The organism is Streptacidiphilus jeojiensis (assembly GCF_042510965.1).
Classification (GTDB): domain Bacteria; phylum Actinomycetota; class Actinomycetes; order Streptomycetales; family Streptomycetaceae; genus Streptacidiphilus; species Streptacidiphilus jeojiensis.
In genome coordinates this window covers 178,413-190,396 of the sequence record NZ_JBEUKS010000002.1, presented here as the reverse complement: position 1 = coordinate 190,396, position 11,984 = coordinate 178,413, and the positions used below count along the sequence as shown (strand labels likewise).

9 protein-coding genes are annotated in these 11,984 nt (G+C 70.9%); 6 read left to right on the top strand and 3 right to left on the bottom strand.

Features of this window, described 5'->3' with window-relative positions:
• Window positions 1–20: 20 nt before the first annotated feature.
• Window positions 21–2,312 (bottom strand): D-alanyl-D-alanine carboxypeptidase, encoded by a 2,292-nt coding sequence (locus ABUW04_RS06770; protein WP_380563555.1) that lies wholly within the window; start codon window positions 2,310–2,312, stop codon window positions 21–23.
• A 257-nt stretch (window positions 2,313–2,569) separates the two neighbouring features.
• Here ABUW04_RS06770 and ABUW04_RS06765 point away from each other — a divergent pair, with 257 nt between their 5' ends.
• The 3 genes from ABUW04_RS06765 to ABUW04_RS06755 all read left to right on the top strand — a co-directional run bounded on the left by ABUW04_RS06765 (window position 2,570) and on the right by ABUW04_RS06755 (window position 4,919).
• On the top strand, window positions 2,570–3,295 hold the full coding sequence (locus ABUW04_RS06765) for a GOLPH3/VPS74 family protein (RefSeq protein WP_030261272.1): 726 nt from the start codon (window positions 2,570–2,572) through the stop codon (window positions 3,293–3,295).
• A gap of 255 nt (window positions 3,296–3,550) precedes the next feature.
• Window positions 3,551–4,450 (top strand): helix-turn-helix domain-containing protein, encoded by a 900-nt coding sequence (locus ABUW04_RS06760; RefSeq protein WP_051726185.1) that lies wholly within the window; start codon window positions 3,551–3,553, stop codon window positions 4,448–4,450.
• Window positions 4,451–4,700: 250 nt separating this feature from the next.
• Complete coding sequence (locus ABUW04_RS06755; RefSeq protein ID WP_030261267.1) at window positions 4,701–4,919, top strand: DUF397 domain-containing protein; 219 nt, start codon at window positions 4,701–4,703, stop codon at window positions 4,917–4,919.
• Window positions 4,920–5,022: 103 nt separating this feature from the next.
• On the opposite strand, the gene ABUW04_RS06750 is transcribed toward ABUW04_RS06755, so the two are convergent.
• Window positions 5,023–5,859 (bottom strand): hypothetical protein, encoded by an 837-nt coding sequence (locus ABUW04_RS06750; protein WP_030261265.1) that lies wholly within the window; start codon window positions 5,857–5,859, stop codon window positions 5,023–5,025.
• Window positions 5,860–5,998: 139 nt separating this feature from the next.
• Between ABUW04_RS06750 and ABUW04_RS06745 the strand changes: the two genes are divergently transcribed.
• The 3 genes from ABUW04_RS06745 to ABUW04_RS06735 all read left to right on the top strand — a co-directional run bounded on the left by ABUW04_RS06745 (window position 5,999) and on the right by ABUW04_RS06735 (window position 9,243).
• Window positions 5,999–6,793: an SDR family oxidoreductase gene (locus ABUW04_RS06745; protein WP_380563554.1), complete on the top strand. Its 795-nt coding sequence runs from the start codon at window positions 5,999–6,001 to the stop codon at window positions 6,791–6,793.
• A 56-nt stretch (window positions 6,794–6,849) separates the two neighbouring features.
• A complete protein-coding gene (locus tag ABUW04_RS06740; RefSeq protein ID WP_030261261.1) occupies window positions 6,850–7,509 on the top strand; it encodes an MSMEG_1061 family FMN-dependent PPOX-type flavoprotein in 660 nt (219 codons plus the stop codon).
• Window positions 7,510–7,857: 348 nt separating this feature from the next.
• Window positions 7,858–9,243 (top strand): sugar porter family MFS transporter, encoded by a 1,386-nt coding sequence (locus ABUW04_RS06735; RefSeq protein WP_380563553.1) that lies wholly within the window; start codon window positions 7,858–7,860, stop codon window positions 9,241–9,243.
• Window positions 9,244–9,365: 122 nt separating this feature from the next.
• On the opposite strand, the gene ABUW04_RS06730 is transcribed toward ABUW04_RS06735, so the two are convergent.
• Complete coding sequence (locus tag ABUW04_RS06730) at window positions 9,366–11,975, bottom strand: bifunctional FO biosynthesis protein CofGH (RefSeq protein ID WP_380563552.1); 2,610 nt, start codon at window positions 11,973–11,975, stop codon at window positions 9,366–9,368.
• Window positions 11,976–11,984 lie beyond the last annotated feature (9 nt).

Sequence of the window (11,984 nt, the reverse complement as noted above, 5' to 3'; positions counted from 1 at the left end):
TGGCGCGGCACCGCCGGGCTTCACCCCAGCCGGGTGAGCTTGGAGGCCGCGGTGGGCTGCTTCAGCTTGGACTGCAGCACCACCGGGACGGTCTGGGCGGTGGCCCCGGTGCCGACGACCAGGCTGCCGACGGTGGTCCCCGCCGCGGCCTGGTGCGGCAGGCCGCCGCTGGTCGGCGTCAGCGAGATGTCCACGGACAGGCCGCCCCAGCCGGCCACGGTGACGTCCTTGGAGACCACCACCGGGGTCTTCCCGCCGAGCCCGTCGTCGACGTAGCCGACCACGTCGCCCTTCCTGGCGACGGTGTGCGACTTCAGCGCCTGCTCGGCGCTGACGATCACCTTGGAGCTGTTCTTCAGCACGTTGGGCAGCCAGCCGCCGCCGTCACCCCCGGTAGCCGGCTGGCTCAGCACCACCCCGACGACGGTCTGGGTGGTGCCGCCGACCTTGGTCTGCGCGGCCCACATCAGGCAGCCCAGGGCGGCGCTGCTGGTGCCGGTCTTGATGCCGATCACGCCGTTCTTGCCGAGCAGGCTGTTGTTGTTGTAGGTGACCGTGCCCCCGGGCGGGGTGAACGAGGGGGTGCTGACGATCTCCCGGAACACCGCGTCCTGCATGACCACCTCGGCCAGCTTGAGCTGGTCGTTCGCGGTGCTCTTGGTGGTCCCCTCCAGCCCGCTGGGGTCGGTGTAGGTGCTCTTGGACATGGACAGCGCGGTGGCCTCGGCCTGCATCTTGGTGACGAAGGCGGCGTCCGTGCCGGCGTCCCAGCGGCCGAGCAGCCTGGCGATGTTGTTCGCCGAAGGGATCAGCAGCATCTGCAGCGCCTGGTACTCGCTGATCTGCTCACCCACGGTGACCTTGACCACCGACTCCTGGTCCTTGATGCCGTTGTTGTAGTCGTCCACCGCCTGCTGGTCGACGGTGATCGTGGGACCCTGCTCGTCCTTCGTCAGCGGGTGGTCCTTGAGGATCAGGTGCGCGGTCATCACCTTGGTCACGCTGGCGATCGCCACCGGGTCGTCCGAGCCCGAGTGGCCCAGGTTGCCCAGCCCGGAGACCTCGGCCGTCGCCTGCCCGCTGGCCGGCCAGTCCAGGGTGGGCGCGGAGCCGCCGAAGGCGTAGGCGGAGTCCGTGGTCATCTTGAGCGTCGGGGCCGGCAGCGGCCGCAGCACCTGGACGATGGCCAGGATCACCAGGAGGAAGACCAGCAGGCCGCCCCAGAGCGTGATCCGCTTCAGCGCGCGGCGCAGCGGGCCGCGCGGCTTGCGGCTGAGCGCCGCCAGCACGTCCATCGCCTCGGAGGTGCTCTCCGGGCTGGGGCTGATCGGGGCGGACCCGGTGCCGGGGCGGCCGCCGTACGGCTGCGCCGGGGACTGCGGGGAGCGGGCCCCGGCCTGGGCGGACGGCTCGTCGCGGTAGCCCCAGCCGAACTGGCCGAGGCCGGACGGCTCGGGGGCCCGGTACTCGGCGGTCTGCTGCTCGGACGGGTGCTGCTCGGGGGCCCAGGGTTCCGGGACGTCGACCGGAGGGACCTCGGTGTGCTCCCGGGGACCCTGCGGGATCGAGACCTGGCGCAGGGCCCGGGTGGGCTCGTCCAGCTTCGGCGCGCGCAGCGCGGTGGTCGGCGAGTCGAGGCGCAGCGCAGCGCCACGGCCGTCCTCGGCCGCCGCGGCGGAGGCCCCGGCGGCGGAGGCCCCGACGGGGACCTCGGCCCCCGTGTCGGACCCCGCACCGGACTCCCGGTCGGCACCCGCACCGGTGGACGACTCGACAGCGACCCCGGCGCCGGCACCAGCGCGGGTGCCCGCGTCCGAGCCCGCACCGCTGCCCGGTCCGGCGCCCGTGCCGGGCCCTGCATCGGCGCCTGCGCCTGAATCAGCCTCGGGACGCGCGTCGGTGCCCGCGCCGGGGCCGGATTCGGTTCCCGCACCGGCGTCGGCCTCAGCGCCTGCGGCGGTGCTTTCCTCGGCGGCGGTCCCGTCGGCGTCCTGGTCGCCGGTGTCGGCATCGGTCGCGTCAGCCCCGGACCCGGCATCGGTCCTGGCCTCGCTCCGCGCCTCGGTCCCGGCCTCGCTCGCGGGGGCTGCCGCGTCCGCGCTCGCGGGGGCCTCCGCCCGCGGATCAGCCGGGCGGTCCGCAGGACGTTCCGCGGGGCGCTCCTGGTCCGGTTCCGGTTCCGTCGGCGCCGGGCCCGCGGTGGGCTGGGACGGCTCGGCCGTACCGGTGCGGCTGAACCATGACTCGGGCTTCGCCGCCCGGTCCTCGCCCGCTCCGCCGTTCCGCTCCACCCTGTCGGGGGACTCGCCCACGTAACCCAACCTCCTCGCACGCCCGGACAGACGCCCATACCCGGACGTCTCTCCCCAAGTTTCTTTCACAACCACGACATCGCTGGTCCGCCGCACCTTCGACCGGCGATTCCTTTGTGATACCAGCCGCTCCTGTGGCAGACGTGGGGCATATCCAAGCGGTTCCCGAGATCACGGTGTCGTGTCACTCTCGAGGCACTCTCGACAGCAGGGTGTGAGAGGCGTCACTCTGTCTTCATCCACGCGGGGAGGCTTGGATGGGCAAGAGCCGCAGAACAATTCCCGAGGAACTGTTGTTGCTCGCACTGGACCCGACGACCGGGACCACCGCGCAACCGCAGACCCTTGACCTCGGTCTGGCCGGAGCACAGCTCGTCGAGCTGGCGATGGCCGGAAGAATAGTCCCGGACGGGGACCGGATCGCCGTGGTGAACCCACGACCGACCGGTGACCCGACCCTGGACCACGCGCTCGAACTGCTGCGCCGTCGCGGCAGTGCGGTGCGTGCCGTGCACTGGATCGGCGGGCCCCGGCTGGGGCTGCGCCAGACGTACCTGGCACACCTGGAGCGGTGCGACATGGTGCGGGCAGTGCCGGGCCAGGTGTGCGGGGTGCTGCCGACGACGCGCTATCAGGCGTCCGACGACTGCACGAACAGCGCGATCAAGGAACGCCTGGACACGGCCATCCGGACCGGGGTACCCCCGGACCCCCGGACAGCCGCCCTGGCAGCCCTGGCCCACGCCGTGGGTCTGGGGAAGCATCTCTACCCGGGTAACGAGGGCCGCTCCTCGAGGTCACGCCTGCGTGACCTGATCCGGTACGACCCGCTGGGCGGAATGGTCGCGCACGCCGTGATGGACGTGCAGAACGGCCTTCCGGCCGCACAGGGCAGGGGTGCAGCGCAGACCGCTGCCGCCCCCGGCCGTACGGCAGCCCGACCGTCCGTGCTGCCGGGAATGGCGCGCGCAGCCGTACGCTGACGCCGGCCTTGGCAGCACTCGCGCAGTAACCAGGCAGTAGCCGTGCGATGCCTGTGCAGTACCCGTGCAACCCGTGCAGTGACGCCGACCGCCGCTGCCGACCGCGACCACCCTCGCGGCCGGCAGCGGCGGTCGGCGTTTGCGCGAGCGTGCGCACGGCAGCACGAGGCGGCGTACGAGTGTACTCGCGCGCCCCTGATCCGCGCCGATTGCCCCACGCGGCAACCCCTTACGGTGGCATGCTGCTGGAACGGAATGCATTCCAACGAATCCCGAGCGAAAGCCGGAGGACCCGTGTCGTCCGCCAGCATCAACCCCACCGTCCGCCGCCGTCGTCTCGGCGCCGAACTGCGCAGGCTCCGTGAGCAGAAGGGCCTGACCGCCGAGGAGGTGGCCCAGCAGCTGCTGGTCTCCCAGTCGAAGATCAGCCGGCTGGAGAACGGCCGACGGAGCATCAGCCAGCGCGATGTGCGCGACCTCTGCGAGGTGTACGGGGTCGGTGACGAGTCGTTGATAGACGGCCTGATGACGATGGCCCGGGAGTCGCGGCAGCGCGGCTGGTGGCACGCCTTCGGCGACGTCCCCTACAGCGTCTACATCGGCCTGGAGGCCGAGGCGATCTCGGTGCGCAACTACGAGTCGCTCTTCGTGCCCGGCCTGCTGCAGACCCGGGAGTACGCGCACGCCGTGGTGACCGGGATCCAGCCGGAGGCGACCCCGGAGCAGAACGACAAGCGCACCGACATCAGGATGCTGCGCCAGGACCTGATCAAGGACCGGGAGGATCCGATGCGGCTGTGGGCCGTCGTCGACGAGGCGGCGCTGCACCGCGAGGTGGGCAGCCCCGAGGTGATGCGGCGTCAGCTCGCGCACCTGATCGAGATCAGCCAGCAGCCGCACATCAACGTGCAGGTGCTCCCCTACAGCGTCGGCGCCCACCCCGGGATGAGCGGCACCTTCTCCATCCTGGACTTCCAGGACGCCCTCGACGCCAGCGTGGTCTACCTGGAGGGCGTCACCAGCGACCTGTACCTGGAGAAGCCGACGGACGTACGCCTCTACTCGATGATGTACGAACACCTGCGCGCCCAGGCGCTGAACCCGGACCAGACCCGGGAACTGGTCGAGCAGGTGGCCCGGGGCTTCGAGCGCTGACCGCCGCGTTCCGGCTTCGGGCCGGGCCAGGTCGGGCATGCTACAGCACGAGGACTTACCTGATCCTTGCCTCCTGGGCAATTACATCCAGGTAGGCGAACATCGGGGGCCGCCTTTGCTCCCCGGAGGGCCGGAGGAGCAGAGTGAGCCTCAGCACCACCGCAACAGGAACCCACACAGCATCAGAGCACCCATCCAGTACCGATTACTGATGGACCGGATCGAGTGCGGAGTCTGGAGCAGGAAAGCCATGACCCAGAACAACCTCAGCGACAACGACAACGGCCTCAACTGGAAGAAGTCGAGCTACTCGGGCAACGGCAACTGCGTCGAGGTGGCCAAGCCGCCCGCCGCGGTCGCGGTCCGCGACTCGAAGGACCCGGGCGGCCCGGCGCTCAGCTTCACGCCGGACGCCTGGACCGCCTTCATCGCCGGCGTCAACGACGGCGCGTTCGAGCAGCACCGGTAAGGCCCTGCTCCCGGACCCACGGGAGCCCAGGGGATCAGGGCAGATCACATCGGCGGGACCTCGCAGCAGCGACTGCGTGGTCCCGCTTCCTCGCTGTGCACCGTCAGCGCAACTGGTCCACGTAGAGGTCGGTGCCCGGCAGGGTCGGCACGAACGGGGCCACCAGCTCCACCCGCGCCCCCGGTACCGCTGCGGCCACGTCCGCGTCCAGGCCGGTGAAGGCGGACCAGCAGCTGCGCGGGTCCTCCTGCAGGAACCAGAGCAGGGTGAGCCGGGTGTCGGTGCCGTCCACCGGCTTGACGTAGGACATCTTGTCGACCGGCAGCGGCAGCGGGCGGAAGACCACGCACATCGCCGCCGGGCCGCCGGCCCGCAGCCGGCCGGGCAGGCCGCGCTCCAGCAGCCAGTCCAGCAGCTGGTCCCGCTGCTCGCCGCTCTCGCAGTCGACGACCTCCAGCACCAGCCCCTGGTACGGCTGGTCCAGCGCGTGGACGTCGCGCGGGCCGGCCGCGCCGTCCCGGTAGGCGACGCCGGCGTGCTGCTGGAACGAGGTGAAGACATGGGTGCGGTCCCGGTAGACCCGGCCGTCCCGGTTGAGCCGCTTGTTGATGCCGATGGTCCAGCGCATGTGCGCGTCGTGCCGGCCCTCGGTGATCCAGTACACCGAGAGGTAGCACCCCGCGGTCACCGGCTCGGCCACGGCGGACTTCTCGGGGTAGCGCAGCAGTTGCAGGTCCCGGGTGGCCACCCAGCGCCGTCCGGCGAACATCCACGGCATGGCCATCGCGCCGGCGTAGAAGTGGTCGTCCTCGTACCAGCGGTTGTAGCCGTACTCGTGCCCCGGATGCGGCTCCACCATGGTGATCAGCGCGGAGCCGATCGCCACCCCGTACGGACCGCGCGAGGCCAGCTCGGCGTACTGCGAAAGGTCGTCAGTCATAGCGCCTGACGGTACGTCAGTTACCGTGGACTTCCCAGATCCGTGCGCGAAGTCGGACCCGCCGCTGCTGCCGCTCTGGCCTTCGCCGGGCGTCCGCCCTAAGCTGACGCACCGTCAGTTTCTCTTGGAGGGCCGGACCATGTCGCTGCTCGAAGGTCGTACCGTCGTCGTCTCCGGGGTCGGCCCCGGCCTGGGCCAGCAGGTGGCCGTCCGCGCCGCGCGGGAGGGCGCCAACGTGGTGCTCGGGGCCCGGACCGAGGAGAACCTCGCCAAGGTCGCGGCCGAGGTCGAGGCCGCGCACCCGGGCGCGGGCCGGGTCGCCTGGCGCTCCACCGACATCGCCGAGGACGACGCCTGCACCGCACTGGCCGCCCTCGCCGTCGAGCGCTACGGCCGGATCGACGCGGTGGTCCACGTCGCCGCCCTGGACAGCTACTTCGGCGGCCTCGCCGACGCCGACTTCGCCTCCTGGCGGCGGGTGCTGGACGTCAACCTGATCGGCACGCTCCAGCTCACCCGGGCCTGCCTGCCCGCACTGAAGGAGCGCGGCGGCTCGGTCGTGATCATCGGGACGCAGTCCGCGGTCGCCGCCCCCAGCCAGGTCCGCCAGGCCGCCTACGCCGCCTCCAAGGGCGCGCTCACCTCGGCGATGTACTCGATGGCGCGGGAGCTGGGCCCGGACCGGATCAGGGTCAACACGGTGCTGCCCGGCTGGATGTGGGGCCCGGCGGTGGAGATGTACGTGCAGTGGACGGCGGGCACCGAGGAGATCCCGGAGGAGCAGGTCAGGGGTCGGCTGGCGGAGCGGATGGCGCTGCCGGAGCTGGCCACCGACGGCGACGTCGCCGAGGCGGCGCTGTTCTTCGCCTCCGACCGGGCCAGGTCGATCACCGGGCAGTCGCTGCTGGTCAACGCCGGGGAGATCATGCGCTGAGCACCCGCCGTGGAATTCCCGGCAGGGCGGAGTCGGCTGACCGTAGGGTCGGTGCCATGACGACTACTGCCGGTACCCACACCTTCGAGGCCCTGGTGGCCGACGCCATCACCGACCCGGACGCGCTGCGCGAGCTCTACGCCCAGCCCAACGATTCGGCCGTGCGCAAGCAGATGGACGTGCTGACCCCGCAGACGGCGGCACTGATCGGGTGCTCCTCGCTGGTCCTGGTCGCCAGCGCGGACCCGGAGGGCCACTGCGACGTCTCCCCGCGCGGCGGTCCGGCCGGATTCGTCTCGGTGCTGGACCACCGGACGCTGGCGATCCCGGACGCGACCGGCAACAAGCGCCTGGACACCCTGCACAACGTGGTCACCACCGGCCGCATCGGACTGCTGTTCCTGATCCCGGGCCGCCCCACCACGCTGCGGGTCAACGGCCGGGCCTGCGTCTCGGCCCGTCCGGAGCTGCTGTCGCAGCTGACCGCGGTGGGGAAGCCGCCGGTGAGCGCGCTGGTGGTGGGGATCGAGGAGGTCTACCCGCACTGCCCCAAGTCGTTGATGCGGTCCTCGGCCTGGCGGCCGGAGCAGTGGCTGCCCAAGGACGCCCAGCCCTCCTCCGCGGAGGTGACCCTGGCCCAACTCCGGCTGCCCGGGCTGACGATCGCGGACATCGAGCAGACCGAGGCCGATTCCCTGAAGTACCGCTACGAGTGACTCCTCCTCTGGTGACGATCCGGCCGGTCCTGACGAAGCGTGGGTTCATCGTGAGGAGCGGCCGGCGTTTCAAGCAATCACCATGACAGTCAAGGGGAGGTAAAATCGTTCCACCCGCAGATCGAAGTTCAGGAATATGAACTCGTTAATCGGGGCAAGGTCGCCCAAGCCTGACATCCTGTCGGGATCAACGATCTCGGATGTGAACGCAGACTCTTGACCACTTGTCAGGAGCGCGCTTCAATCCGAAGGCGGAACCAAGCAAGGCAAGCTCCTTTACCACCCGGTCGGTCCTGCGAAGCGCGCTGACGACCATCCAGGTGAGTAAACGAGACAAGGCGACCTGCCATGACCCAGACCGCAACAGCACCGCCGTCCGCGCTGCGCAGGATCAATCCGGCGACGCTCTACTTCTTCGGTGCCCTCGGCGGCATCCTCTTCGGCTACGACCTCGGGATCATCTCCGGCATCCTGGTCGTGATCAACAAGGTGTGGAGCCTGACCGGCTTCGAGAAGGGCGTGGTCACCGCCAGCCTCTCGGTCGGTGCCATGATCGGCGCCGGGCTGGCCGGCCGGCTGTGCAACCGGGTCGGCCGCCGCCGGACCATCATGGCCGCCGGAGGGGTCGTCATCCTCGGGACCGTCGCCTGCTCGTTGGCGCCCAACTTCGACTCCCTGGTCGGCTTCCGCACCGTGCTCGGCGTCGGCATCGGCCTCTCCTCGGCGACCGTGCCGACCTACATCTCCGAGCTGGCCCCGGCCCGGATCCGCGGGGCCATGGGCGCGCTCAACCAGATCTTCATCGTCAGCGGGATCCTGATCGCCTTCCTGGTCAGCTACTGGCTGCAGCCGCACCACCTGTGGCGCTGGATGTTCGCCGGGGCGATCGTCCCCGCGGCGATCCTGATCATCGGCCTCACCCTGCTGCCGGAGACCCCGCGCTGGCTGCTCAACACCGGCAAGGAGGACGAGGCCCGCGCGGTGCTGGCCAGCACCCACGGCCGCGAGGGCGACGACATCGACGCCGAGGTCGCGTCGATCCGCGAGGTCATCGCACTCGACAGCCAGCAGAGCGGACGGATCCGCGACCTGGGCGCCGCATGGGTCCGGCCGATGCTCTTCGTCGCGCTGCTGCTGGCCGTGGGCCAGCAGTTCAGCGGGGTGAACGCGATCAACGCCTACTTCCCGACCATGCTGATCTCACTGGGCTTCACCGCCAACACCGCGCTGCTGTCGGCGATCATCCTGGGGATCACCAAGCTGGCGTTCACCGCGTGGGTGGTGTTCGTGGTGGACCGCTGGGGGCGGAAGCCGCTGCTGCTCATCGGCAACGTGGTGATGGTGGTCACGCTGGGGCTGACCGGCTGGGTCATCCTCAACGTCCACGACAAGAACACCCTGGGCACGCTGGCGGTGATCCTGCTGGTGCTGTACCTGGCCGGGTACGAGCTGGGCTGGGGCGCGGTGGTCTGGGTGATGATGGCCGAGGTGTTCCCGCTCAAGGTGCGGAGCATCGGCATGGGCGTCGGAGCGGTCGTGCTGTGGGCGGCGACCGGGATCATCACGGCGGTCTTCCCGATCATGTCCGACCACAACCATCTGGGGCTGGGCAAGTCGATGTACGTCTTCGCCGGGATCAACGCACTGCTCTTCGTACTGACCTGGCTCCTGGTCAAGGAGACCAAGCAGCAGAGCCTGGAACAGATAGAAATGAGCCTGCGCGAAGCGGTTTAGCCCGCGCACAAGGGCAACCACAGGGGCGCGGGGAACTGCGCGACCAGCCCTCTACGGAGGTGCATGGTTGGCAGCGCCTGCTTTTCATCGAGCAGAGCCCCGCGCCCCCGTTGTGGTGACGGTCAGTCCGCAAGTGGCAGGAGTTGTGGAAGGTGCCCGTCGGAGGCCAGGGCGGCGGCCCTCCGCTCCGCGGGTACCTCGCCGTAGGTGGTGGTGCGCTGGGCCGCAGGCCGTCCCGCTGCGGCGGCGATGGCCTCCAGCCCGCGGATGGACTCGTAGCTGCCGTAGGCACTCCCGGCCATCCGGGAGATGGTCTCCTCCATGAGCGTCCCGCCGAGGTCGTTCGCGCCGGAGCGCAGCATCTCCGCCGCTCCCTCCGCGCCCAGCTTCACCCAGCTGGTCTGGATGTTGGGGATCCGCTCGTGCAGCAGCAGCCGCGCCATCGCCGTGACCGCGCGGTTGTCCCGCAGGGTGGGTCCGGGGCGGGCGATCCCGGCCAGGTAGACCGGTGCGTTGGTGTGGATGAACGGCAGCGTCACGAACTCGGTGAAGCCGCCCGTCCTCTCCTGGATCTGCGCCAGCAGCCGCAGGTGGCCGAGCCAGTGCCGGGGCTGGTCCACATGCCCGTACATCATCGTGGACGAGCTGCGCAGCCCCAGCTCGTGGGCGGTGGAGACGACCTCCACCCAGGTCGCCGCCGGCAGCTTCCCCTTGGTGAGGATCCAGCGGACCTTGTCGTCCAGGATCTCCGCCGCCGTCCCCGGGATGGAGTCCAGGCCGGCCTCCTTGGCCTGCTGCAGCCACTCCCTGACGGACAGTCCGGTCCGGGTCGCGCCGTTGACCACCTCCATCGGCGAGAAGGCGTGCACATGGATGCCGGGGACCCGCTCCTTCACCGCCTTCGCGATGTCGAAGTAGGCGGTGCCGGGCAGGTCCGGGTGGATGCCGCCCTGCATGCAGACCTCGGTGGCGCCGACCTCCCAGGCCTGCGCCGCCCGGTCGGCGACCTGCTCCAGCGAGAGGGTGTAGGCGTCGGCGTCGGTGCGGCGCTGCGCGAAGGCGCAGAAGCGGCAGCCGGTGTAGCAGACATTGGTGAAGTTGATGTTCCTGGTGACGCAGTAGGTCACGGTGTCGCCGACGGCCGCGCGCCGGACGTCGTCGGCGATGCCGCAGAGCGCGTCCAGGGCCGGACCGTCGGCGTGGAACAGCGCCAGCGCCTGATCGTCCGTCAGCCGGGTCGGGTCGTCCGCCGCGGTCCGCAGCGCCTCGCGCACGTCCCCGTCGATCCGGGACGGCACCGAGTGCTCGGCGGCCTGCTCGCGCAGGGCCTCCCAGTCGCCGTAGACCTCGTCGAAGTCCGCGCGGCGGTCGCCGCTGCGGCCCTCGGTGTCGATGCTCGCGTGGAGGTCGGTCCGGCCGGAGGGCGTGAAGGCCTCGTCCGGCTCCTGCCAGGGCAGGCCGACCGGAAGTGCCTCCGGGCGCGCCAGGCCCGTCTCCGGGTCCGCCAGGGCCCGTACATGGGGCAGTACGCGCGGATCCAGCCAGGGCTCGCCGTGCTTCACGTACTCCGGGTAGACGGTGAGCCGCTCGCGCAGCTGGAAGCCGGACTCGGCGGTGCGGGCCGCCAGGTCCTCGATGTGCGGCCAGGGGCGCTCCGGGTTGACGTGATCCGGTGTCAGCGGCGAGACGCCGCCCCAGTCGTCGATGCCGGCGCCGATGATCAGCGCGTACTCCCCCGCGGCGGAGCCGTTGATCGATGCCGTGACCAGGTTGGGCGGGGCCTGGATCCGGGCGGAGGGGCCGAGGATGACCCGGGCCACGGCGATGGTCGCGGCCAGCTCCTCCAGTTCGGCGTCGGGCATGGCCCGCATCGCGGTGTCGGGCTTGGCCCGGAAGTTCTGCACGATCACCTCCTGCAGCCCGTGGTACTGCCGGGAGATCCGCCGCAGCGCGAACAGCGCGTCGGCCCGCTCCTCGTGGGTCTCGCCGATGCCGATCAGCACGCCGCTGGTGAAGGGGACATTGGAGCGGCCGGCGTCCTCCAGGACCCGCAGCCGCACCGCGGGCTCCTTGTCGGGCGAGCCGAAGTGCGGGCCGCCGGGCTCGGACCAGAGCCGGGTGGCGGTGGTCTCCAGCATCATCCCCATGGACGGCGCCACCGGCTTCAGCCGCTGGAAGTCGGTCCAGCTCAGCACCCCCGGGTTGAGGTGCGGCAGCAGCCCGGTCTCCTCCAGCACCCGGATCGACATGGCCCGGACGTAGGCCAGGGTGTCGTCGTAGCCGTGCGCGTCGAGCCACTCGCGGGCCTCGGGCCAGCGGTCCTCGGGGCGGTCCCCGAGGGTGAACAGCGCCTCCTTGCAGCCCAGCGCGGCGCCCTTGCGGGCGATGTCGAGGACCTCGTCCGGCGAGAGGTAGAGGCCGTGGCCCTCGGCACGGAGCTTGCCGGGGACGGTGACGAAGGTGCAGTAGTGGCAGCGGTCCCGGCAGAGCCGGGTGAGCGGGACGAACACCTTCTTGGAGTAGGTGACCACTCCGGGCCGCCCCGCCGCCGCCAGACCCGCGTCGCGGATCCGGGCAGCCGTGCCGCACAGGTCGCGCAGGTCGTCGCCGCGCGCCTGGAGCAGCACCGCGGCCTCCCCCGGGTCCAGCGCCACGCCCTCGCGGGCGCGGTGCAGCGCGCGGCGCATGGCGTTGGCGGTCGGCGTTCCCGGCAGGGCTCCCTGATCCTTCATGCCCTGAAC

Coding starts and splice junctions, on each gene's coding strand:
- ABUW04_RS06760 (WP_051726185.1), top strand. CDS start 3,551: ATGCATTCCAACGAATCCCGAGCGAAAGCCGGAGGACCCGTGTCGTCC.
- ABUW04_RS06765 (WP_030261272.1), top strand. CDS start 2,570: ATGGGCAAGAGCCGCAGAACAATTCCCGAGGAACTGTTGTTGCTCGCA.
- ABUW04_RS06730 (WP_380563552.1), bottom strand. CDS start 11,975: ATGAAGGATCAGGGAGCCCTGCCGGGAACGCCGACCGCCAACGCCATG.
- ABUW04_RS06755 (WP_030261267.1), top strand. CDS start 4,701: ATGACCCAGAACAACCTCAGCGACAACGACAACGGCCTCAACTGGAAG.
- ABUW04_RS06750 (WP_030261265.1), bottom strand. CDS start 5,859: ATGACTGACGACCTTTCGCAGTACGCCGAGCTGGCCTCGCGCGGTCCG.
- ABUW04_RS06745 (WP_380563554.1), top strand. CDS start 5,999: ATGTCGCTGCTCGAAGGTCGTACCGTCGTCGTCTCCGGGGTCGGCCCC.
- ABUW04_RS06735 (WP_380563553.1), top strand. CDS start 7,858: ATGACCCAGACCGCAACAGCACCGCCGTCCGCGCTGCGCAGGATCAAT.
- ABUW04_RS06740 (WP_030261261.1), top strand. CDS start 6,850: ATGACGACTACTGCCGGTACCCACACCTTCGAGGCCCTGGTGGCCGAC.